At 54.8% G+C, this 21,999-nt stretch carries 20 protein-coding genes; 10 read left to right on the plus strand and 10 right to left on the minus strand.

Annotation, left to right across the window (positions count from 1 at the left end):
• From ABWO67_RS11540 to ABWO67_RS11550, 3 genes are all read right to left on the minus strand, one after another.
• Positions 1–533: carbohydrate ABC transporter permease (locus ABWO67_RS11540; RefSeq protein WP_502930004.1), on the minus strand; the 533-nt coding region annotated here is incomplete at its 3' end.
• Positions 530–1,606 (minus strand): ABC transporter ATP-binding protein, encoded by a 1,077-nt coding sequence (locus ABWO67_RS11545; protein ID WP_353151859.1) that lies wholly within the window; start codon positions 1,604–1,606, stop codon positions 530–532. The genes ABWO67_RS11540 and ABWO67_RS11545, both read right to left, overlap by 4 nt.
• Position 1,607: 1 nt before the next feature.
• On the minus strand, positions 1,608–2,687 hold the full coding sequence (locus ABWO67_RS11550; RefSeq protein WP_353151860.1) for an ABC transporter ATP-binding protein: 1,080 nt from the start codon (positions 2,685–2,687) through the stop codon (positions 1,608–1,610).
• A gap of 138 nt (positions 2,688–2,825) precedes the next feature.
• On the opposite strand from ABWO67_RS11550, the gene ABWO67_RS11555 reads away from it, so the two are divergent.
• The 5 genes from ABWO67_RS11555 to ABWO67_RS11575 all read left to right on the plus strand — a co-directional run bounded on the left by ABWO67_RS11555 (position 2,826) and on the right by ABWO67_RS11575 (position 7,657).
• On the plus strand, positions 2,826–3,590 hold the full coding sequence (locus ABWO67_RS11555) for a DeoR/GlpR family DNA-binding transcription regulator (RefSeq protein WP_353151861.1): 765 nt from the start codon (positions 2,826–2,828) through the stop codon (positions 3,588–3,590).
• Positions 3,591–3,624: 34 nt separating this feature from the next.
• Positions 3,625–5,118, plus strand: coding sequence for a glycerol kinase GlpK (gene glpK / locus ABWO67_RS11560; protein ID WP_353151862.1), 1,494 nt, complete (start codon positions 3,625–3,627; stop codon positions 5,116–5,118).
• An 85-nt stretch (positions 5,119–5,203) separates the two neighbouring features.
• Complete coding sequence (locus ABWO67_RS11565) at positions 5,204–6,358, plus strand: 50S ribosomal protein L11 methyltransferase (RefSeq protein WP_353151863.1); 1,155 nt, start codon at positions 5,204–5,206, stop codon at positions 6,356–6,358.
• A gap of 71 nt (positions 6,359–6,429) precedes the next feature.
• The gene (locus ABWO67_RS11570) at positions 6,430–6,897 is read left to right on the plus strand and encodes a TM2 domain-containing protein (protein WP_353151864.1); all 468 of its coding nucleotides are present in this window, start codon (positions 6,430–6,432) and stop codon (positions 6,895–6,897) included.
• A gap of 7 nt (positions 6,898–6,904) precedes the next feature.
• Positions 6,905–7,657 (plus strand): lipoyl protein ligase domain-containing protein, encoded by a 753-nt coding sequence (locus tag ABWO67_RS11575; protein ID WP_353151865.1) that lies wholly within the window; start codon positions 6,905–6,907, stop codon positions 7,655–7,657.
• Here ABWO67_RS11575 and ABWO67_RS11580 read toward each other — a convergent pair.
• Together ABWO67_RS11580 and ABWO67_RS11585 are read right to left on the minus strand one after the other, a co-directional pair.
• Positions 7,612–9,249, minus strand: coding sequence for a SulP family inorganic anion transporter (locus ABWO67_RS11580; protein ID WP_353151866.1), 1,638 nt, complete (start codon positions 9,247–9,249; stop codon positions 7,612–7,614). The two genes, ABWO67_RS11575 and ABWO67_RS11580, sit on opposite strands and share 46 nt — an antisense overlap.
• Positions 9,250–9,311: 62 nt before the next feature.
• Complete coding sequence (locus tag ABWO67_RS11585; protein ID WP_502930005.1) at positions 9,312–11,579, minus strand: heavy metal translocating P-type ATPase; 2,268 nt, start codon at positions 11,577–11,579, stop codon at positions 9,312–9,314.
• A gap of 82 nt (positions 11,580–11,661) precedes the next feature.
• On the opposite strand from ABWO67_RS11585, the gene cadR reads away from it, so the two are divergent.
• Positions 11,662–12,093, plus strand: coding sequence for a Cd(II)/Pb(II)-responsive transcriptional regulator (cadR, locus tag ABWO67_RS11590; protein ID WP_353151867.1), 432 nt, complete (start codon positions 11,662–11,664; stop codon positions 12,091–12,093).
• 16 nt (positions 12,094–12,109) lie between these two features.
• Here the strand turns inward: cadR and ABWO67_RS11595 are convergent, their stop codons facing one another.
• Positions 12,110–12,445: a carboxymuconolactone decarboxylase family protein gene (locus ABWO67_RS11595; RefSeq protein WP_353151868.1), complete on the minus strand. Its 336-nt coding sequence runs from the start codon at positions 12,443–12,445 to the stop codon at positions 12,110–12,112.
• A gap of 60 nt (positions 12,446–12,505) precedes the next feature.
• Between ABWO67_RS11595 and ABWO67_RS11600 the strand changes: the two genes are divergently transcribed.
• Positions 12,506–13,636, plus strand: a complete 1,131-nt coding sequence (locus ABWO67_RS11600; RefSeq protein ID WP_353151869.1) for a Bug family tripartite tricarboxylate transporter substrate binding protein — start codon at positions 12,506–12,508, stop codon at positions 13,634–13,636.
• Here ABWO67_RS11600 and ABWO67_RS11605 read toward each other — a convergent pair.
• Positions 13,623–14,393 (minus strand): IclR family transcriptional regulator, encoded by a 771-nt coding sequence (locus tag ABWO67_RS11605; RefSeq protein ID WP_353151870.1) that lies wholly within the window; start codon positions 14,391–14,393, stop codon positions 13,623–13,625. The two genes, ABWO67_RS11600 and ABWO67_RS11605, sit on opposite strands and share 14 nt — an antisense overlap.
• A gap of 153 nt (positions 14,394–14,546) precedes the next feature.
• Here ABWO67_RS11605 and ABWO67_RS11610 point away from each other — a divergent pair, with 153 nt between their 5' ends.
• Positions 14,547–15,728 (plus strand): M20 aminoacylase family protein, encoded by a 1,182-nt coding sequence (locus ABWO67_RS11610; RefSeq protein WP_353151871.1) that lies wholly within the window; start codon positions 14,547–14,549, stop codon positions 15,726–15,728.
• Between the two features lie 126 nt (positions 15,729–15,854).
• Here ABWO67_RS11610 and ABWO67_RS11615 read toward each other — a convergent pair whose 3' ends face one another.
• Together ABWO67_RS11615 and ytfE are read right to left on the minus strand one after the other, a co-directional pair.
• Positions 15,855–18,134: a nitric-oxide reductase large subunit gene (locus tag ABWO67_RS11615; RefSeq protein WP_353151872.1), complete on the minus strand. Its 2,280-nt coding sequence runs from the start codon at positions 18,132–18,134 to the stop codon at positions 15,855–15,857.
• Positions 18,127–18,816, minus strand: a complete 690-nt coding sequence (ytfE, locus tag ABWO67_RS11620) for an iron-sulfur cluster repair protein YtfE (protein WP_353151873.1) — start codon at positions 18,814–18,816, stop codon at positions 18,127–18,129. Before ytfE ends, ABWO67_RS11615 begins: the two co-directional genes overlap by 8 nt.
• Positions 18,817–18,974: 158 nt before the next feature.
• Here ytfE and norR point away from each other — a divergent pair, with 158 nt between their 5' ends.
• On the plus strand, positions 18,975–20,627 hold the full coding sequence (norR, locus tag ABWO67_RS11625; RefSeq protein ID WP_353151874.1) for a nitric oxide reductase transcriptional regulator NorR: 1,653 nt from the start codon (positions 18,975–18,977) through the stop codon (positions 20,625–20,627).
• Positions 20,628–20,638: 11 nt separating this feature from the next.
• On the opposite strand, the gene ABWO67_RS11630 is transcribed toward norR, so the two are convergent.
• Positions 20,639–21,013: a tautomerase family protein gene (locus ABWO67_RS11630; RefSeq protein ID WP_353151875.1), complete on the minus strand. Its 375-nt coding sequence runs from the start codon at positions 21,011–21,013 to the stop codon at positions 20,639–20,641.
• 69 nt (positions 21,014–21,082) lie between these two features.
• Here ABWO67_RS11630 and ABWO67_RS11635 point away from each other — a divergent pair, with 69 nt between their 5' ends.
• Positions 21,083–21,949 carry an MBL fold metallo-hydrolase gene (locus tag ABWO67_RS11635; protein ID WP_353151876.1) on the plus strand — a complete coding sequence of 289 codons (867 nt, stop codon included), beginning with the start codon at positions 21,083–21,085 and terminating at the stop codon, positions 21,947–21,949.
• Positions 21,950–21,999: the final 50 nt, after the last annotated feature.

Below are 21,999 nucleotides of genomic sequence, written 5' to 3' on the forward strand. Positions count from 1 at the left end.
AAGCCTGCATAAGCAAGCAAGGCCACCAGCGGCGTCCAATGCCATATATCCATCAGAAGGACTGTCAGCCAGGCTTGGGTGGGGTTGCTGGCATAGCTGTAATCGATGCCCATCAGCATTAACGCTCTTCCCATCAGACCGATATCGGCACGGCCAAAGATCTGCCAGATTGTGCCCACGACATTCCATGGAATCAGCAAAGACAAGGCAACCAGCACCAGCACCGCAGACGATTTCCAACCGGTCGCAGGCATGGACAAGGCCAGCATCACCCCCAGCGGAATCTCGATAGCAAGCACCGAAAACGAAAACACCAATTGACGCACCAATGCCGCATGCAAGTCCTGATCGCGCATGACAGCGCTAAACCATTCTGTTCCGACAAATACCGAACGGGTCGGGGAAATCACGTCCTGGACCGAATAGTTCACGACTGTCATCAAAGGAAGAATGGCGGAAAACGCAACACACAGAATCACCGGCAACACTAGCCACCAGGCCTTTTGGTTGACAGGTTTGGTAGACATACTCATATCAGCTCCTCGTCCTGGTAGAAGCAAGAATGCGGGCCCAATAGCGCAAGCCCGATCACCGCACCGCTTTCCGGCAAATCATGCTCCAAACCCAGCCGGGCACGTATCAAATTGGAACCGACGCGAGCCGACAACAACTGATAGGTGCCTATGTTTTGCACTTTTTCGACCGTCGCACGTACAACACCCGGCTGCCCTATTTCCGCCAACCGGGTGTATTCAGGGCGTATACCCAGCTTCAGCGCCCCCTGAACCAAGGCCATGCCAGGCGGCATCGCCAGCGACTGCCCGTCGTCAAGCCTGACAGCGCCTTGCGCCACTTGCACCGGCACGATGTTCATGCCGGGAGAGCCGATAAAATGTCCAACGAAAGTATGGGCAGGACGCTCGAACAAGGCTTCAGGCGTACCGACTTGCACCACTCTGCCGCGCGACATGACCATGATTTGCTCGGCGAAGGTCAAGGCTTCGACCTGATCGTGAGTTACATAAATAAGCGTGAGCTTCAGTTCATGGTGAATCTGCTTGAGCTTGCGGCGCAATTGCCATTTAAGCTGCGGGTCGATCACGGTGAGCGGTTCATCGAATAACACAGCGGCCACATCTGGCCGGACCAATCCGCGACCCAAGGAAATTTTCTGCTTGGCATCCGCCGACAAACCCGCCGCACGCTGGTCCAATTGATGGCTCATTTCAAGCATTTCGGCAATTTGGCCTACCCGGGTCTTGATTTGGTCGACCGGCATTTTCCGGTTACGCAAAGGAAACGCCAGGTTCTCGCCGACTGTCATGGTGTCGTATACGACCGGAAACTGAAACACTTGGGCAATATTGCGTTCTTGCGGTGTGACATTGGTTTTATCGATGCCATCGAACAGCACAGTGCCTTGCGACGGCGCGAGCAGGCCAGAAATAATATTGAGCATGGTGGTCTTGCCGCAACCTGACGGGCCGAGCAACGCGTATGCCCCACCATCGCGGAAAGTCATTTTCAAAGGCAGCAAAGCATAATCATCATCGCTTTGCGGGTGAGGAACATAGGAATGGGAAAGATCGAGATCGATGCGGGCCATTTCATCGTTTCCTTGCCGGCGGCGCCAGTAGAAGGTCACCCTGCGGATCAAACACCAGTACCGAGGTAGGCGCGAAGTACAAAACGAGATCAACGCCAATATTGAAATGATGCACGCCAGTCACTTGAGCGACCAGGTCGCCAACACCCGTACTCAGGTGCACAAAGGTGTCGGATCCCGAAATTTCAGCGAGTTGCACGGTGCCACTCACAGCAATGTCTCCCGAGCGTTCCTGCAAACGCAATGAGCTGGCACGCAAGCCCACCGTCAGGTCGGCGGCCGCTGTCGCCGCGCGCTCTGGAAGCCCTAATGTCATAGCGATGGCGCCAGGCAACTGAAGACCTGACGGGGTTCGAACCGCCTTGATGAAGTTCATTGGCGGATCGCTGAAAGCGCTGGCCACCCGTACGGATTTGGGAAAGTTGAAAACCTCGGTCGCAGGGCCGTACTGCAATAGCTCGCCGCGATCCATGACAGCGGTATACCCACCCAACAGCAATGCTTCGCCGGGTTCGGTGGTGGCATACACAATTGTCGAGTCGCCTACGGAAAACAATTGGGTGAGTTCTTCGCGCAACTCCTCGCGCAACTTGTAATCCAGGTTCACCAGCGGTTCGTCCAGCAACATGAGCGGCGCATCCTTCGCCAATGCGCGAGCTAGCGCCACGCGCTGCTGCTGGCCACCCGAGAGTTCCGCAGGCAAACGATCCAGAAACATGCCGATATGCAGTTTATCGGCCAGCGCCGCGACACGTTCATTTATGTGCTTTGCGCCGCGCAGCTTCAGCGGCGAGGCAATATTTTGTTTGACGGTAAGTGAGGGGTAATTGATGAATTGCTGATACACCATGGCAACATTGCGTTCGCGCACTGATTTGCCAGTGACATCATGCCCGTCGACCAGCACTTGCCCGCCGCTAGGCTTGTCCAGCCCTGCCATCACGCGCATCAGGCTAGTCTTCCCAGCCTGCGTAGCGCCGAGTAACACAGTAACGGCACCGGCGTACGGGCGCAGGCTCATTTCATAGAGCCAAGTCTCGCTGCCCACCTTTTTGCTGATACCCTCAAGCGCCAGCTGCATGGTTTCGCCTCTTTATTTTTTTGTTCTATTCCGCGCATTATTGTTCGGTTTGTATAGATTTGCCCTTAATGAAAACCCTAAGATCGGTTCGTTTTCTTTCGATGTACATTTATTTTGTTTCGTTAAACAACAATAAATATGAATCCGAACCCTCGCCAGCTAAAGCTTTTGCAACATGTGCACGAGCGCCGCTCCAGCAGCGTAGATGAATTGGCAATGCAATTGGGCGTGACCGTACAGACCGTAAGGCGAGATGTGCAGCGGCTGTCCGAGACGGGACTGTTAACGCGCTTTCACGGCGGCGTGCGGCTACCCAATTCCACGATAGAAAACATCGCGCACCACCAACGAGAGAGCCTGCATGCCGAAGGCAAGCGGCGCATCGCGGAAGCCGTGGCGCGGGCAGTGCCAAATGACTGCTCTTTGCTGATCAACATTGGCACCACCACGGAAGCGATCGCCAAGGCGCTGATGCAGCATTCGGGCCTGCGCGTCATCACCAATAACATTAACGTGGCTTCCATACTGAGCCGCAACCAGAACTGCGAAGTCATCGTGGCCGGCGGCGTGGTGCGCCCACGGGATCATGGCATCGTCGGCGAAGCCACTGTCGATTTCATCCGTCAGTTCAAGGTGGACATCGCCCTGATCGGTATTTCAGGCATAGAAACGGATGGCTCGTTGCGCGACTTCGATTACCGCGAGGTCAAGGTGTCGCAAGCGATTATTTCCCACGCGCGCGAGGTATGGCTGGCTACCGACGTCAGCAAATTCAATCGGGCGGCCATGGTTCAAGTGGCGCATCTGAGCCAGATCGACCGGCTGTTTACCGATGCGCCGCCGCCCGATCCGTTTCCCGACTTGCTGGCCCACGCCCAGGTACGCAGCGACATCGCGATGTGATACAACTACTGCCAAATTCTTTTTAGTGGCCGCCATGACTTATATACTTGCCCTCGACCAAGGTACCTCCAGCACGCGCAGCATCGTATTCGACAAGCTTGGGCGCATTGTGTCGCTGGCGCAAAAAGAAATTACACAAATTTATCCCCAACCAGGCTGGGTCGAGCATGACCCGATGGAAATCTGGCAAACTCAGCTGGCAACGGCGCGCGAAGCGATTGCCAAAGCGGGCTTGACCGCCAGCGAAATCAAGGCAATCGGGATTACCAACCAGCGCGAGACCACGGTAGTATGGCATCGCAAAACCGGCCAGCCGATACACAACGCGATTGTCTGGCAAGACCGTCGCGCCGAGCCCACTTGCGCGGAGCTGCGCGAAAACGGATTTGAGCCCGTCATCCAGGACAAGACGGGACTGCGTATCGATGCCTATTTTTCAGGCACCAAGCTGAAATGGATACTCGATCATGTGCCACAAGCGCGCGAACTGGCCCGCAAAGGCGAGCTTGCGTTCGGCACCATCGATAGCTGGCTGATCTGGCAACTAACTAAAGGCGACACGCACTGCACCGATGTCAGCAATGCCTCACGTACCATGTTGTTCAATGTGCATAGCAATCTCTGGGATGAAGATCTGCTGCAAGCACTGAATATCGAACCCTCGTTGATGCCGCAAGTGCTGCCATCGGCCGCAGAGTTCGGATCGGTAAAGGCAGATTTGCTAGGCCATGCCATTCCCATTTGCGGTGTCGCCGGCGACCAGCAAAGCGCGCTTTTCGGCCAGGCCTGCTTTACCGAAGGCATGGCGAAAAATACGTACGGCACCGGCTGCTTCATGTTGATGCATACCGGAAACAAATTCGAGGTGTCGCAAAACGGCCTGGTCACCACTAGCGCAGCGCAAACAAGCGCTCAAACCGAATTTGCCATGGAAGGCAGCGTATTTGTTGCTGGCGCCGTCGTACAGTGGATGCGCGACGGCTTGAATGCGTTCAAGAAAAGCAGCGAAATCGAAGCGCTTGCGCAAAGCGTGCCTGACTCGGGCGGTGTCATGCTGGTGCCGGCGTTTACCGGACTGGGCGCGCCTTATTGGAAACCGGATGCACGTGGCACGATCACCGGCCTGACGCGTGGCAGTACGATGGCGCATATCGCCCGCGCAGCCCTGGAAAGCATCGCCTACCAAAGTGCGGGGCTGCTTCTTGCCATGAGCCGCGATGCCGTGGCGGCGGGATCGGCGCCCCTGACAGAGCTTCGTGTTGACGGTGGCGCTTGCGTCAATGATTTACTGATGCAATTCCAGGCTGATTTGCTAGGCATTCCTGTCGTACGCCCCACCATGGTGGAAACCACGGCGCTCGGCGCAGCCTACTTGGCCGGCTTGACCAGTGGCGTTTACGAAAGCAAGGAAGAATTGTCAGGCTTGTGGCAAGAAGAGCGCCGATTCATCCCCCAGTTGCCGGCAAGCGATGCACAAGCCTTGATGCAGCGTTGGGAACACGCCATTCGCCAAACATGCGCTGAATAAATTAACGCTGCGGCCGTGCGTAGCCTGCTTGCGCAACCAGGACACTTCCGCCCTACAATAAGGCCATTTTACAAATGGTCTATCCATGCTTGCCTTGAACGATGTTGCTCCCCCCCTGCATGCCGTCTGGACGGAAAACGATCAAGCTCGCACCGCGCGCTGGCCAGCGGAAAACAATAGCCCGCCCCCGAAACGCATCATCACCGCTGACGACACATTAAGCGCCGACGATGCTTATCGCCTGGTTAGCCAGGGTACATCCCTGCTATGGCGCGGCGACTTTCACAACGCGCGCCAACTTCTGCAAGCGCTGGCGCGACGCATCGACAAGCCGAAAAAAGCGCCGCGCAAGAAAGCCGAGCTACCCACGCCTTTGGCGGTATTCAACCAGCACCGCCTGCATCAATCGCAACGCACGCAGTTGTTAAACAGACTACTGATCGAATTGGACAGCAACGCCGCCATCGCCCTGCGACGCGCACCCGATGTCGCGGACGCATGCCAGGCGGCTCTTGGGCAAATAGATGAGCCATTTCTGCTTTCGCTACGCGCCCTGCAAGGCATTATCGGCGCGCACGAATGGCAAAAGAAAGGCGTTGCCATACCTGCGCTGGCGCACAACATCCATGTGCACTACGGTGTTTTTTCGCCTAATCGCGGTGAATATATCGACCTGGTCGCGCAAGCGCCCTTACCCACAAAAGAACTTGCCTTCGATATCGGCACCGGCAGTGGCGTACTGGCAGCTGTGCTGGCGCAACGCGGAGTGCGCAAAGTCATCGGTACCGATCAGGATCCACGCGCCCTGGCTTGCGCCCGCGAGAATATTGAGCGCCTGGGTTTAAGCAAGGTTATCGACCTGCAAACCGCCGATTTGTTTCCAGTTGGGGCCAGCGCCCTGATCGTGTGCAATCCGCCGTGGCTGCCGGCCAAACCGACCACGCCTATCGAACGCGCGATTTACGACCCCGAGAGCCGCATGTTGCTGGGCTTCCTGAATGGCCTGGCCGGCCACCTGACGCCTGACGGCGAAGGCTGGCTGATCATGTCAGACCTTGCCGAACATCTCGGACTACGCAGCCGGGACTTTTTATTACAAGCCATTGCCGCGGCAGGCTTGCGCGTTGTGGACAGGATGGATGCGCGCCCCAAGCACCCCAAGGCCGTGGACGAAACGGATCCGCTGCATGAAGCGCGCCGACTTGAAATCACGTCGCTGTGGCGTTTGGCGCGAGCTTGACGGAACAATATCTCCGTATGGTTTATGATGAAATCGTACTAACAACGTATTCGTAAGGCAAAACCTGAATCATGTTGCAAAAAATTATTCTGGCCATCGCTGTATTCATCATCATCCTGGTAGCGTTGACCTTTGGCGAAACCATCGCCTATGAAGCATTTGCGTGGATCTCGCATATAACCGGGATGGTCTTTCACAACTTCTCGGACATCTACTACGCGATCAAAGGGTTCGTTGCCGTCCATGCCGTCAAGGTGCTGATCGCCTTGCTGCTGACCGTGCCCATCAGCTTGTGGATCATCAAAAGCAAGGGTGAAGAGCTTGAGAAGCCCACCAACCATCGCAAGATTGCCATCGTCCTGGCTATTTTCCTGGGTTGGCTGGGTGCGCACCGCTTCTATCTGGGCCAGATAGGCTGGGGCATTCTGTATCTGGCGATCTTCTACTTCTTCGCCCCATTGGTGATTGTGCTGGGGCTGATCGACGCAATCCGCTATATGTTCATGAGCGACGAAGAATTCGCCCTGGTGCGCATTTAAACCCTGTATGTCGTTCAGGCTTTTATCTTTTTCCTGCGGGCAAAGTCACGATGCGCGCTTCGACGAATCGCTGATCGAACTTGCCGGGGAAAACGGCCCGTCGGCGTGCGTATGGGAGTCTGCCCAAGGGCTGGTCGTACCACGCACGTATAAGCGGTTTGATGCATTCCCCGCTGCCTGCGAGCACTTTGCGCAGCAGGGCTGGCCGATCACGGTGCGTCAATCCGGCGGCGGCATCGTGCCGCAAGGCCCCGGCATCCTCAACCTTAGCCTGGCTTATGCGGTGCAAGGCAAACCACTGGATCATTCCGACGAAGCTTACTTGTTGATATGCAAGCTGATCAGCGATGCGTTGCAGGACTATGGTATTGCTACCCATCCGCAGGCAGTGGAAGGCTCTTTTTGCGACGGCCGATATAACCTGGCTGTAGACAGCGGCGAAGCAGCCAGAAAAGTGGCGGGAACGGCCCAGCTATGGCGACGCCATGCTAACGTCGACACCGGGATCACCGCGCAAATAGTACTGGTCCATGCATTGATACTGGCGGCCGTCGATATCGACGCCGTCACGGCTCGGGCCAATGACTTTGAGCAGGTACTGGATAGTGGCAAGCGCTATGCCAGCAATCGTATCGCCTCGCTGCATGATTTGTGCGAAACGCCGTTTCCGTCCAAGGAAATGTTCACGCTTAGCCTGAAGGACTCGTTGAAACATCAACTAACCAGACCCGAAATCACTTGCGAGAAGGTTTCCGAATAGTTGTCCTTGCCCAGCTTTTCGAGCAGACCCATTTTGTCCAACTTATGGTGAACCCGGGCATTAGCCTCGGTGAGAATGATGCGCACGCCCCTGGAGCGCATGTCCTGGATAATTTCTTCCAAGGCTTGCAGGCCGGTTGCATCGATAAACGGAACATGCCCCAGACGGATAATAAGTACTTGGGGATCATTATTGGTATTGACCAGAGCGCGTTCAAAGGCCTGAACAGCCGCAAAGAAGAATGGGCCCTCTATCGCATAAACCAGCACTTCCGCCGGCAATTGTTGAAACCCCTCAGCGGCCAGCTCTTTATCCAGGTCCAAGCCGTTTTGCCTGCGCACCACCACGCTTTCCGCCATGCGGCGCATGAAGTGCAGCATGGCCAGCACCACACCTATGTTTACCGCCACCACCAAGTCGGCGAACACCGTTAAACCAAACGTGACCAGCAAAATGACGACATCGGCTCGCGGAGCCCGTTTTATCATTTTGATAACGTGGCGCAGTTCGCTCATGTTCCAGGCCACGACGAACAGAATTGCAGCCAGGCACGCCAGTGGAATATTGGCGGCCAAAGGTGCCAGAAATAACAACACCACCACCAGCGTCAGAGCATGTACGATACCCGCGATCGGGCTGGTACCGCCATTGCGGATATTGGTTGCCGTACGGGCGATTGCCCCCGTTGCGGCAATCCCTCCGAATAGCGGCGCCACGATATTGGCCAGGCCTTGGCCAACCAATTCCTGATTCGAGTTGTGCCGCGTCCCGGACATGCCATCGGCCACGACGGCGGATAGCAGGGACTCAATAGCGCCCAGCATGGCAATAGCGAACGCGGGCCCTATCAATTCCACAAGCCGCGAGAGCGTGACTTCGGGAAATTGCCATGTCGGTAAACCACGCGGAATCTCGCCATAAGTGCTGCCTATGGTGGCTACGCTGTCAAACTGAAAAACAGCCTGGATCAGCGTCACAACCACAAGCGCGGTCAATGGGCCCGGCACACGGGCCATGCGCGGTATGCGCGGAGCAATAATCAACAGAGACAACGCCAGCATGGCAAGCACCGTAGTGGCCCAGTCAAACTGAGGCAATACTTGCAATAATTGCCAAAGCTTCTGATGAAAATGCTCACCGCTCACGGCCGGCAAGCCGAAGAAATCCTTCCACTGCCCTACCCAGATCACGACACCGATACCAGCGGTAAAACCGACGATCACCGGAGCGGGAATAAACTTGATGACAGCGCCCAGGCGGGCGACGCCAAACAGCAGAAGGATAACGCCCGCCATCAAGGTGGCAATCTGCAGGCCGTCGACGCCGTACTGCGCCACAATGCCTGCCAGGATAACGATGAAGGCGCCGGTGGGACCGGCGATTTGCACCCGGCTGCCACCAAACAACGACACGATAATACCGGCGATGATGGCGGTATAAATACCCTGTTCAGGCTTGACGCCCGATGCAATCGCAAAGGCCATGGCCAAAGGCAAAGCTACAACACCCACTATCAAGCCAGCAACGATATTGGAAAGCCAGTGTGGGCGGCTGAGCAAACCTGCGCGATACGCATCGAGAAGAGCAAACATGGTTATCCTGGACAAGCTACAAAAAGATACGCATTAGTGTAATTCAAGGAATTATGGCGTGATCACTTGCGCAATAGCCTAAGACTATTTGCCAATACTAGCAAACTCGCACCCACATCAGCAAAAACCGCCATCCACATTGTTCCCGTTCCCCACAAGGTCAACACCAGAAATATCGCTTTGATACCCAATGCCATTGCGATGTTCTGTATCAGGATTGCATGTGTGGCACGAGACAGCTTGATAAAGCGCGGAATCTTGCGCAAATCGTCATCCATCAAGGCAACATCGGCTGTCTCGATTGCTGTATCGCTGCCCATCGCCCCCATGGCAAAGCCGATATCGGCACGAGCCAGTGCAGGGGCATCGTTAATACCATCGCCCACCATCCCTGTTACGCCCTGCCCCACGTATTGCTCTATGGCGTCTAGTTTGTCTGCCGGCATGAGCTCGGCCTGCACGCTGTCTATGCCCACTTGACGCCCAATACTTTGAGCCGTAGGTAAGTTGTCACCGGACAACATGGCGGTGCGCACGCCTAACGCGTGCAATTCGGCAATCGCCTGCCGAGTCGACGGCTTTACGGTATCGGCTACGCCAAACAACGCCAGAACTTGGTCGGCCGCGGCCAGCACCGTTACCGTTTTACCCTGCTCCTGAAGCGCGGCAACTTGCTGGGCAATCTTGGGGGTTTCAAGTTTTCCTGCTAGCTGACTACTTACCCAGCGATAGCTGCCGAAGATATAGTCGGTCGCATCGACCTGACCACGCGTGCCCCCACCCTGGACAGCGTGAAAATCCTGCACAGGCAACAATGGGCCAAGTGCGTCCTCGTGGTAAGCGCGCGCTATCGCCTGCGATACCGGATGATCGGACCGGGCAGCAAGACTGGCAGCCACACGGCGCAAACCGGTCGCGTCGCGTATGGCATCTTGCGAACTACCCTCAACCCCTGCATCGATCACGAAAAAATCAGTTTGTTGGGGCTCGCCCTGGGTAAGCGTGCCTGTTTTGTCCAGCGCTAACCACACCAGCTTGCGGCCTTGTTCCAGATAGGCGCCGCCCTTGATCAGAATGCCGTGGCGAGCCGCCGATGCCAAGCCGCTGACAATCGCAACAGGCGTGGAAATTACCAGGGCGCACGGGCACGCAATAACCAGCAAGACCAGCGCCTTATAGACCCAGTCGAACCATGGTTCCTGGAAAATCAAGGGCGGAACCACTGCCAGCAGCAAAGCCAGCGCGCACACAATAGGCGTGTAGACCTTGGCAAATTGGTCGACAAAGCGTTGGGTTGGCGCCTTGCTGCCCTGTGCTTCCTGGACAGCGTGGATAATGCGCGCGAGCATAGTATTGCTAAAAACGGCATCAACCCGATATTCAATTTCCGACATGCCGTTGATGGTTCCGGCGTAAACCATATCGCCAGCCTTTTTTTCCACTGGCATGCTCTCGCCCGTGATGGGTGCCTGGTTGACTGTAGAACTACCTGTTATGACCTGGCCATCGAGGCCTATGCGTTCACCTGGCCTGGCGCGCAAGATCGTTCCCGGCTGAACGTTTGCCGCAGCCATGCTGGCCCACGTACCATCAGAGCCTTGAGCCCAGACCGTTTCTGGCGCCACTTCCATAAGCCGTTCAACGGCATGGCGAGCCCGATCCAGGGATCGGGCCTCGATAAACTCAGCAATCGCAAATAGCACCATGACCATGGCCGCTTCCGGCCAGTTCCCCAACAATAGCGCACCGGTTACAGCAATGCTCATCAAGGCATTGATATTCAAATTACCGTTCGTGATTGCAACTATGCCTTTTTTATACGTGGACAGGCCGCTTAATGCCACCGCCAATAAGGCCAGCACCATTGGCGCCCAGCCAAAATCACCCAGCCAACCCAATGCCTCGGCACCTAGTGCGGCAATTGCGGCCAACGCCAAAGGCCACCAGGGCTTCGCTGGCGCGTTCATGGCTTTGCCCAAGGTTTTGCCTTCTTGCGGCAGTTCCGGCTCGAACCCCAGGCTGCGTATTGCCTGGAGAATGGTCTCGAGCGCCGACGGCAGGTGGTCCACCGTCAACACCCGCTGCATGAGATTAAAGTGCACGCTATGCACACCCTCCATGGGTTCCAATTTCTTGCGAATCAAGGCCTCTTCGGTCGGGCAATCCATTTGCATGATGCGCATGGCCGTACGGGCCCCGCCTGCCACGGCACGTGCGCCAAGCAGTACATCATCCGACACGCTATGGCCCGGCTGGCGATGGTCATTATGAGTACAACAGCCCCCCTTCTCGACGGTTGCGTTGTGGTGATCGTGTTGGTGTGAACCCATCTGCTTTCCTTAAGCCGTGTTATTGCATGTTCACAGTAAACACCTTAAAGTAACTACAAGGTCAACAGGTAAGGAGATGATCATGAAAATCGGCGAATTAGCCAAGGCGGCCAACTGCAGCACTGAAACCATACGCTTCTATGAAAAAGAGGGGCTGCTGCCCGCCCCGGACCGAAACGACAGTAATTACCGTAGTTATCGCGAGGGCCATTTGGACCGTCTGCGATTCATCCGCAACTGCCGCACGTTGGATATGGCGCACGATGAGATCCGCACCCTGCTTGCGTTTATGGATGGCCCCGACGCAGATTGCGCGCCGGTCAATGAACTACTGGATGAACACATCGGCCATGTTGATGTGCGGCTCGCAGAACTAAACCGATTACGCGCACAACTGATAGGTTTGCGCCAGCAATGTGCAACGTCAAAGCCTATTGACGAATGCGGCATTATCCATGGGCTGGTGGCGATGGAAACGGAAGAAAAGCTCCCTTCCGCTTCCCATCTAGGTTGACGCACAAGTATCCGATTTATTTTTTCATTTGATTGATCGTCTCCAAAGCCAAATGAGAATGTGCATAAGCACCACCTGCGCGCATTTCAGCCGCTACCCAGATCGCTTCCATAATTTCCTGTTCGCTGGCTCCTGCCCTGACGGCCCCTTCCGTGTGGCCTTTGATGCAATATGGGCATTGCGTTACGTGCGCCACCGCCACGGCAATTAATTGCTTATTCTTTTTGGACAGTGCCCCTTCCGCAAATACGGCAGCGCTAAATGCCTTGAATGCACTAAGCGCATCGGGCGCAAGCTCTGCGCGCTGCTTGGCTAATTCTTTGGTCATGGGTATATACACGGACTGATCCATTGCAATCTCCAAAAACAGAAAAGGTAAGTCAAGTATGGCCCAAGAATTGCGCGAGAGCCATTGGTATATAATTTATTAAAAATACTTAGTATTGTAATAAAATACCTTGGCGGGCAATGTCTTATCACCATAGGCAAAGGTCATGGTTCGTCAGGGCGCTTCAATCATTCTTTGAGACAACACAATATGAAAACCTACCGATATAACCGGCGAGTCTTTTTTGGCGCACTCTTCTGCAGCGCCCTGTTGATTGCTCCGTCCGTCAGCGTTGCCAATGACAAGTATCCTTCCGGCCCGGTAACCATGATGGTGCCGTATCCTGCAGGTGGACCAAGCGACACGATTGCCCGGTCACTAAGTGGCCCTATCGGGGAGCAACTTGGGGTTCAGGTTATCGTCGAAAACATGGGAGGGGCTACCGGATCGATAGCGGCCAACAAGGTGCTTGCCGCCAAGCCCAATGGCGGATATTTTTTCCAAGGCACCGCCAATGAATTGATTTTGCCGCCATTGACCAATAACGCCATTCGGTTCAAGCCTGCCCAATTTCAAAGCGTTCATCCAATTACGACGTCGAACCTGGTATTGCTTGTCAAACAGGATTTGCCTGTCAAAACCATAGACGATTTTATAAAACTTGCTAAAGAACGCGCATCGACCGCACCGCTTACCTACGGTTCTGTTGGCGTGGGATCGTTATATCACCTCGTGACGGAGCGCATTTCCAAAACCATTGATGCGCCCCTCATCCATGCACCCTATAGGGGTACCGCCCCGGCGATGCAGGACCTAGCCGGCGGCCAAATCGACTTTACTATCATGGCTTTCTCTAAAACCATGAAAGAAATGGAAAAAGACGGCCGATACAGAATTTTGGCTGTTCTTTCAAAAGAAAAGCCTGAAATACTGCAAGAGTATCCAAGCCTGAGCGAAAACGAAATCTTCAAGGATTTTGAATATACGACCGGTTCCGCGTATTTTGTGAAAACCGGCACGCCCGAGCACATTATTGAGAAACTCAACAAGGCTATCGCCCATGCGGTACAAGACCCGGGCGCCATAACATTATTGGAAGGTGATGGCCGGGTCGTGTCCAAGCCAAAAACACCGGCACAAGCGAAAGAAGCCTATCTTGCGGAAATCAAAATGTACGAAGACATCATTAAAGTAACAGGCTTTACCGGCAACTGATTCTTTGTACGGTTTCGAGGATAAATGGAGCGTATTTTTCCTCGAAAGCCTCGGGCGTCTGACCTGTCAATGAACCGATTATGTGCAGGGCCGCGCAAGGGTAGCCGCTTTTATCCGTAATGGCGGCCCCTAAACCCACCTCGCCATAAGTCACTTCTTCTATTGATAAGCCATAACCTTTTTGCTCTATTTTTTTAATTTCTTGCAGTATGCGGGCCTTGTCAGTAATGGTTTTAGCGGTGTATGGGATCAGCTCGGAACGGTTCAGGATATCCAACGCCTTTGCTTCACCCAGCTTGGCAAGAATTGCGCGCCCGCCCGCGCTACTGCAAGCGGGAAGGCGGCGGCCAGCCAAAGAAGAATAGTAGTAATCAGGCTTGGTTTGATGGCGCATCACATACACGATGCTGGTATCGTCAAATAAGCTGAGGCTTACCCGCTGGTCTGTGACGCGGCACAAATCTATTAAATGAGGATTAGCCATTTCGATAAAACTATTATTTCGCAAAAAGCTAAATGACAGTTCTAAAGCTTTGACACTCAACGAATAGCGTTTCGTATTCGGATTTTTGGACAGATAGCCAACAGTTTGCAATGTATGCGTGAATCGCTGAGCCGTACTTTTATCGTAACCAGTCAGACGCACGATATCCATCAGGCTCAAGTCCTTTTCCGCAGCACTTGTCTCTTCAAAGCACTGCAAAACACGAAACGCTTTCCCAACCGACTTCACATTCAACACATCGTCACTTGGCATGTTCTTTCCTTGATTACTTTCGCGCGCAATTTAATACTTAGTACCGTATTTTACTACCCGCTAAACGGTAAACGAAAAACAGGAAAAGCCTGGTGCACCCCGCGTCAAAAGACGATCGTGGGGAAAATACGTCAACCGTAAAAGGCAGGAGCAATGGAAAACCATAGCAAATACATGCAGGAGCATTTCAGCGAATTTGCAAAGATCCGCAGAGATATCCATCAACATCCCGAGCTTGGCTACGAAGAACACCGGACCAGCGCAATTATCGAACAACTGCTTAAAGCGTGGGGATATGAAGTCCATACCGGTTATGGGACGACGGGTTTAGTCGGCGTACTGAAAAAAGGCAATGGCACAAGAAAAATAGGCATACGCGCCGACATGGATGCGTTGCCCATCCGTGAAACAACCAACCTGCCCTATTCCAGTGTTCACGATAATGTCATGCATGCCTGCGGCCATGACGGCCATACCACCATGCTTTTGGCGGCCGCAAAGTATCTGGCCGAGCAAGGCGACTTTTCCGGGACCCTGAATTTGATTTTCCAGCCCGCGGAAGAAAGCCTGGGCGGCGCGAAGAAAATGATGGACGATGGCTTGTTCAAGGACCATCCATGCGACGCCATTTTCGGTATGCATAACGCGCCAGGGTTTCCGCAAGGGCAACTGCTATTTCGGGATGGCCCCGCTATGTCGTCGTCTGACTACGTGACCATTACCATTAATGGCGTAGGCGGCCATGGCGCACACCCCCATCTGGCGAAAGACCCCATTGTTGCCGCGGCAAGCATCATTATGGCGCTACAGACCATCGTTTCGCGCGAAGTCAATCCTAGCCACTTGGCGATTATCACCATAGGCGCCATCAATGCCGGGCACATCAATAATGTCATTCCCCAGAAGGCCGTGTTAAAGCTGTCTGTCCGCTCACTGAATGCAGAAGTGCGGGCGTTACTGGAAAACCGCATCAAGGCACTGGTTCATGCACAAGCAGAAAGCTTTGGCGTACAAGCCGACGTGCTTTATGAGCGGGGATATCCTGTATTGGTGAACAGCCTGAACGAAACCGACTTTGCCCGTAATGCGGCAATCGAATTCACAGGAAAAGATAATGTAGTACCCCAGACCCCTGCCCGCTTGGGCAGCGAGGACTTTGCCTTCATGCTGGAAGAAGTGCCTGGATGCTATCTGTTTATTGGTAATGGCGACGGCAACCAAGAAGGTGCCTGCGCTGTTCATAATCCGAATTACGACTTCAATGACAAGAACCTCGTCAATGGTGGCGCGTTCTGGGCCTATCTCGCCGAACGCTATCTGAACCACGCTGAGTAACGGGTTCCTGGCACGTATCGGGCAGTCCGTGCCGAAAAAAGCCCCACCGCCTGAGTTCAGGCGGTGGGGCTTCTTGCTTCTGTTAATACACCGATCACGGTAAACCGACCAGTGCAGGCTTACGGTTTACTCGGCAGCGGCTGTTGCGCCGTAACCGATATTCTTGGCATAACTTTTTGGCTGGAATACACCAATGACAACTTGCCAGAATATGGCGAGGGAGCCAATGATGAACACCACATCGCCAAAGGTGCGAACCCAACGCAAGGTGTGCAGGATGTCTTGCTGCATGAAGGCTTCGCTGCGTGCGTACCACATGCCTTGCGTGATGCTGGCATGAGCCTGAATGATGCCGATAGGCAGCAAGCTAGTGAAGATCATCAGGACCAGGCCAAGGTTCAAGCCCCAGAACCCGGTACGCATCAGTGAATCACTGAACTTGAAGCCGGGAACAATGTAGCGCAAGACCATCAAGGTAAAGCCGATGGCCAGGAAGCCATAGACACCGAAGAGCGCTGCGTGAGCATGGACCGGCGTGGTATTCAGACCCTGGATGTAGTACAGCGAGACGGGCGGGTTGACCATGAAGCCAAACACACCTGCGCCCAGCATATTCCAGAACGAAACTGCCACGAAGCACATCAGCGGCCATTTCACAGCTTCCATCCAGGGAGCACGCTCTTTAAGGCGCCAGTTTTCCCATGCCTCATAACCCAGAATGATCAGGGGTACGACTTCCAGGGCGCTGAACGTGGCACCGATAGCCATGATGGGCGTGGTGGTGCCCGAGAAGTACATGTGGTGCAAGGTGCCAGGCACGCCACCCAGCATGAACAACGACGCGGAAGTCAGGCTGGCTACGGTTGCGCCACGGCGCGATACCAGGCCCATGGTTGCAAAGATGAATGCCAAGGCAGTTGTCGCGAACACTTCAAAGAAGCCTTCGACCCAAAGGTGAACCACCCACCAGCGCCAGTACTCCATGATAGTGATATGAGTACGTTCGCCGTAGAACAGCCCTGTCCCGTAGAACAAGCCAATGGCGATGGTAGATGCAGCTAGCAAAGCCAGCAGGTTTTTATCCCCACCCTTCTTGAAGGCAGGCAACATGCCGCGCAGCATCAGAAGCAGCCAGAAAGCCAGGCCCAGGAACTTCACGATTTGCCAGATGCGGCCCAATTCGAGATATTCGTAGCCTTGGTGGCCAAGCCAGAAATTCAGTTTGGCCGGCATGATGTGCTTGATGGCCAGGAAGTTGCCGATGTAAGAACCAACGACCAATACCACCAGCGCCCAGAACAGAATATTGACGCCCAGCTTTTGGTATTTTGGATCTTTACCGCCATTGATGACCGGAGCCAGGAACAGGCCTGCAGCCAGGAAGCCGGAAGCAATCCAGAACAAGGCTGTTTGCAAGTGCCACGTGCGCGTCAACGAGTACGGTAGCCATTCAGAGATGTTGATACCGTAGAAGGTTTGCCCTTCGACGGTGTAGTGCGCGGTCAGACCGCCCAGCAACACTTGAGCGACAAACAAGGCCACGACCAGGAACAGGTACTTGCCCAGGGCTCTTTGCGAAGGCGTAAGCGCACCAAGGGTAAGAGGATCCTTCTTGGGTGCCTCAGGTTCGGGATGGTCGCGATGCAGGAAGGCCCACCCCCAGACCAGGAAGGCGATCCCTGCCAGCAGCACGACCACGCTGATTACCGACCACATGATGTTCGCTGTGGAAGGATGGTTATCAACCAACGGCTCTTTGGGCCAGTTGTTGGTGTAGGTAACCTCACTGTTGGGGCGTTCTGTCGAAGCGGCCCACGATAGCCAGAAGAAGAATTTGGTCAAGTCTTCGCGGCGCTTGGCATCGGGAAGCGTGTCTTCCTTCATGGCGAAGCTTTTACGTGTATTTTGCAGCTCGGGGGCCGCGCCATACAGCTTCTGATAATACTGAGCGGTATCCGCCATGGCCTTGGCGCGTCGTTCAGACACCGTCACCACGCCGGTTTCGGCATTCAGCGTATTACGGCGATATTCCGTTTTTAATTGATCTTTCAAGACGGCCTGCTGACCCGCATCCAATTTGGCAAATGGCACGCCGGCAGTTTCTTGTGCTGCCACTTCCAGCCAGGCCAGCAGCTCGCGATGCAGCCAATCGGCGCTCCAGTCGGGCGCCTGGTAAGCGCCATGGCCCCAGATGGAACCCACTTGCATACCGCCTGTGCTTTGCCATGCGGTTTGACCATCGAGGATTTGCTCTTTGGTCATCAATACCTTGTTGGATGAGGTAATGACCTGCGCGGGAATCGGCGGAACTTGCCGATAAATTTCAACGCCGCTCCAACCAAGCGCCGCGAACGTCACCGCCAGAATGGCCAGTAACAACCACCATAACTTCTTGTACTCACCCATGATGAGCTCCTTCTGCTGCGTTTGAGGCATTTAAAAACAGCACATTGTTTTCAAGATGAATGTGCTGCATCAAGTCTTCTTTAAAAGCGTTAAGTCCGCTATACAAGGCTCGCCAGGTATTGCAGGCATTGACGGGGGTAGTGATGTTGTTGGTCAGGCGCAGGATGTGAGCCAGCGCACTGCCATGTTGTTCGTGCTCGAAGCGCATCACGGACATAGGCGCGCGAGCCGCCGCGTTCAAACCACGGGCCAGCATGGGGAAAAGCACCTGCTCTTCTTTCATCATGTGGCTTTCGAGTTCTTGCTGCAGGCCTTCCAGGGCATCAGCCAGGCCGCTGGGACAGCCAGGCCTGCCTGCATGCACATGCTCGACCCGCCGCGACAACCGAATAAGTTCCGGCAACTGGGCTCTGTGACGCTCGTGAAAACGCTCGACGATGTGCGCGGTCAGCACTTCCGGCGGGGAATCTCGCCAGTCGCCTTCCCCGCAAGCCTCGGAGGTAAGTCCGTGCAAGGCGCCCAGCAAGGCCTGGAGATCCAAGCCTTGCTGTTCCGCTGCTTCGGCCAGCGTTTTATTGCCGTTGCAGCAAAAATCCATGTGAAACTCATGGAAAATACGAGTGGCGCCTGGAATCGCGCTGGCGAGCGTGCCCAGCATTTGATCCGGCAAGTTATTGTTCATACGGCTTCATCCTTCTCTAGGTTCTAATCCTGTTATCTATCAAGCAATAGTCGTGCCAAGTTTTATATCGTTATTTTTCAATGGTCCCAAATGAACAGGGTAAATAAAACCCTTACCAAATAGGGTTTAAAATACCTCACAAGGGTATAATTCACCACATGGATCAACTGATACTTGCCGACCTGATTACAGACCTGCCTAATGCCGTAAGGCTGCAACGGGCGGTGCATACCTTGCGCGAACACTTCCATTGCGATGCAGTTGGCCTGCTTAGCCTGGACACCGACAGCTTGCGGCTGGTGGCAGCTTCCGGCCTGGCCCATGAAGCGCTAGGCCGCCGTTTCGCTGTCGCCCACCACCCACGCTTTGCCACCATTCTTTCGCGCCGCGAGCCCACATGGTTCGAACCCGGCAGCGTGCTGCCCGACCCCTACGATGGCCTGCTGGATGATCGCAAAGGTTCTCCCCTGCCCGTGCACGACTGCCTAGGCCTGAGTCTGTATATAGAAGGCCGACTATGGGGCGCGATCACACTTGATGCTCTTGAAACCGGCACATTCGACGCTGCGGCACAAGCCGAACTGCAACGCTACGGGCTTATGCTGGCGGCGGCCATACGCATTACTGCGCTCGAAAAAGAAAACCGGAATTTGCGGCAACTTGGCAGCAGCGTTAGCGATTCAATGCAAATCATTGACGAAAACGAAATACTCGGCGCCAGCGAAGCCATTTCAGAATTGCTGCATGAATTGGACGTCGTGGCTGACTCGGATCTGCCTGTGCTGTTGCTAGGCGAAACAGGCGTAGGTAAAGAGTTATTTGCCAGGCGAGTCCACCGACACTCCCGTCGCAGCGCCAAACCCATGATTCACGTCAACTGCGCCGCCCTGCCCGAATCTCTGGCAGAAAGCGAGTTGTTCGGGCATGTAAAGGGTGCGTTTTCCGGCGCTACCAGCGACCGCGCCGGCCGCTTCGAAACGGCGCAAGGTGGCACCTTGTTCCTGGACGAGGTTGGGGAGCTATCGCTGTCCATACAAGCCAAGCTGCTGCGCACCTTGCAAAATGGCGAGATCCAGCGGTTGGGGACTGACGAAACCATAAAAACCGATGTGCGCATTATTGCCGCCACTAACCGCCAACTTAAAGAAAGCACGCGCTCGGGCGACTTCCGGGCCGATCTCTACCACCGGCTCTCCGTCTACCCTGTACACATTCCCCCATTACGCGAAAGAGACCAGGACATCCTGATACTGGCGGGGCATTTCCTGGAGTTCAACCGGACAAGGCTGGGTTTGCGCGGCGTGCGCCTGTCGTATGCCGCTGAACGCGCATTGCTGACTTATAACTGGCCCGGAAACGTGCGCGAACTGGAGCATGTAATAAGTCGTGCCGCCTTGAAGATGCTTAGCCGGGGCGCATCGCGCGACCAGATCCTGACCCTGGGCCCTGAATTACTGGATCTGGATATTGTCGAACAGCCAGGGGAAAGATTCCAGGATATCCGCGTCTCACGCGTTGGCGGATCTGGCATGACCGAAAGCACGGGGGCCTTGAGCCAGGATGGCGACGACGATTTGTATGCCAACGAGCCTTTTTACGGTCCTGGCTCTTCGTTAATTGACAATCCGGCAAGCCCCTACAGCGCTGAACAAAAAATAGCGCCTATGCGCAGCGTGCTAGAGGACTGCCAGCGCCAAGCTATACAGCAGGCGCTCACTAGCACCAACTACAACTGGGCGCAGGCCGCCCGCGCACTACAGCTGGATTCCAGCAATCTACATAAGCTGGCCAAAAAACTTGGGCTTAAATAGTGCTGAAACGTTTACCGGCCCAGAGCCTGGGCGGTTACGCCGCCCGCCATGCCCATATTGGCCTTGGGAAAATCAATGACCCGGACTCGGATGTCGTTTTCGGGCACACCCGTCGCATCAAGGCCCAAGCGGCTTAAAGCGGCAATAAGCGCTGCCTTGAGCTCTTCAGTGCGGCCTTCGATAAGCTCCACAACAAACATGAGTCCTGGCGTGCCGAACTGCCCGGCGTTCAGGTAGTGGCCATCAGCCAGTTCATGCAACATGACGCGCACGCTAGCCAGCGGCGCGCCTATGCTATTTACCACGGCATTACTGGCGCCTTCAAGAAGCTGTTTTTTTTGAGCGGTGGAAAGACCTTGGGTAGCGGAAATGGTGACGTATGGCATACGGCCTCTGTAAAGTTGAATGATGGCGTACCATAATCCAACATTTCAACGCCCACAAGAGGAGTCTTCATGCCATCGCCTCACGCGGAAGCTTTTTTCGACGCTCAAACCTCAACTTTTTCCTATGTGATCCATCGGGACGGCAATCCTTCCTGCGCAATTATCGACTCCGTACTGGACTATGACCCAAAATCCGGCCGCAGCAGCACCGACTCCGCGGATCGCATCATCGCCTATATACGCAACAATCAATTGCAAGCGCAGTGGATACTGGAAACACACGCCCACGCCGACCACATGTCGGCGGCAGCCTATCTTCAGAAAGAGTTGGGAGGGAAGACCGCCATAGGCGAACATATCAGGCACGTACAAAAAGTATTCCGCGATATCTTCAATCTGAAGCAGGAAGTCACTCCCGATGGCTCGCAATTCGATCATCTGTTCCATGATGGTGAAAAGTTCCATATTGGCGACATGGCGGTTACCGCCCTTCATGTACCGGGCCATACGCCCGCGGACATGGCTTATTGCGTGGAAGGTCTAGGTGTCTTCATTGGAGATACGCTATTCATGCCGGATGTCGGAACAGCGCGTTGCGATTTTCCTGGTGGAGACGCCCATACGCTTTTTGCGTCGATTCAGAAGATTCTTGCGTTGGGCGACGAGACGCGTCTTTATCTGTGCCACGATTACCCGCCGGATAATCGTCAGCAACAGTCCTGTGTCACGGTGCAGGAACAACGCGCCGGCAATATCCATGTGCGTGACGGCATAGGTGCGGACAGTTTCGCTACGATGCGGGAGGCGCGTGATGCGACGCTGGCGATGCCGGTGCTGATTCTGCCAGCGATTCAGGTAAACATTCGTGCGGGCAGGTATCCGGAGGCGGAGGACAATGGCGTGCGTTATCTGAAAATACCGATTAACGAGCTTTAGGTCGTGTTCTTATGTCGAGTCTATCGTTCTTGTGACGGGTCTATCGTTCT

Origin of the sequence: Pollutimonas bauzanensis (genome assembly GCF_040393045.1) — a bacterium.
GTDB lineage: Bacteria > Pseudomonadota > Gammaproteobacteria > Burkholderiales > Burkholderiaceae_B > Pollutimonas > Pollutimonas bauzanensis_A.

What these genes read in the sequence shown, in the direction of transcription:
- ABWO67_RS11570 (WP_353151864.1), top strand. Translation starts at nt 6,430, where the DNA reads ATGTTGCAAAAAATTATTCTGGCCATCGCTGTATTCATCATCATCCTG.
- ABWO67_RS11545 (WP_353151859.1), bottom strand. Translation starts at nt 1,606, where the DNA reads ATGGCCCGCATCGATCTCGATCTTTCCCATTCCTATGTTCCTCACCCG.
- cadR (WP_353151867.1), top strand. Translation starts at nt 11,662, where the DNA reads ATGAAAATCGGCGAATTAGCCAAGGCGGCCAACTGCAGCACTGAAACC.
- ABWO67_RS11580 (WP_353151866.1), bottom strand. Translation starts at nt 9,249, where the DNA reads ATGTTTGCTCTTCTCGATGCGTATCGCGCAGGTTTGCTCAGCCGCCCA.
- ABWO67_RS11585 (WP_502930005.1), bottom strand. Translation starts at nt 11,579, where the DNA reads ATGGGTTCACACCAACACGATCACCACAACGCAACCGTCGAGAAGGGG.
- ABWO67_RS11605 (WP_353151870.1), bottom strand. Translation starts at nt 14,393, where the DNA reads ATGCCAAGTGACGATGTGTTGAATGTGAAGTCGGTTGGGAAAGCGTTT.
- ABWO67_RS11565 (WP_353151863.1), top strand. Translation starts at nt 5,204, where the DNA reads ATGCTTGCCTTGAACGATGTTGCTCCCCCCCTGCATGCCGTCTGGACG.
- ABWO67_RS11550 (WP_353151860.1), bottom strand. Translation starts at nt 2,687, where the DNA reads ATGCAGCTGGCGCTTGAGGGTATCAGCAAAAAGGTGGGCAGCGAGACT.
- norR (WP_353151874.1), top strand. Translation starts at nt 18,975, where the DNA reads ATGGATCAACTGATACTTGCCGACCTGATTACAGACCTGCCTAATGCC.
- ABWO67_RS11595 (WP_353151868.1), bottom strand. Translation starts at nt 12,445, where the DNA reads ATGGATCAGTCCGTGTATATACCCATGACCAAAGAATTAGCCAAGCAG.
- ABWO67_RS11635 (WP_353151876.1), top strand. Translation starts at nt 21,083, where the DNA reads ATGCCATCGCCTCACGCGGAAGCTTTTTTCGACGCTCAAACCTCAACT.
- ABWO67_RS11575 (WP_353151865.1), top strand. Translation starts at nt 6,905, where the DNA reads ATGTCGTTCAGGCTTTTATCTTTTTCCTGCGGGCAAAGTCACGATGCG.
- ABWO67_RS11615 (WP_353151872.1), bottom strand. Translation starts at nt 18,134, where the DNA reads ATGGGTGAGTACAAGAAGTTATGGTGGTTGTTACTGGCCATTCTGGCG.
- ytfE (WP_353151873.1), bottom strand. Translation starts at nt 18,816, where the DNA reads ATGAACAATAACTTGCCGGATCAAATGCTGGGCACGCTCGCCAGCGCG.
- ABWO67_RS11555 (WP_353151861.1), top strand. Translation starts at nt 2,826, where the DNA reads ATGAATCCGAACCCTCGCCAGCTAAAGCTTTTGCAACATGTGCACGAG.
- ABWO67_RS11630 (WP_353151875.1), bottom strand. Translation starts at nt 21,013, where the DNA reads ATGCCATACGTCACCATTTCCGCTACCCAAGGTCTTTCCACCGCTCAA.
- glpK (WP_353151862.1), top strand. Translation starts at nt 3,625, where the DNA reads ATGACTTATATACTTGCCCTCGACCAAGGTACCTCCAGCACGCGCAGC.
- ABWO67_RS11610 (WP_353151871.1), top strand. Translation starts at nt 14,547, where the DNA reads ATGGAAAACCATAGCAAATACATGCAGGAGCATTTCAGCGAATTTGCA.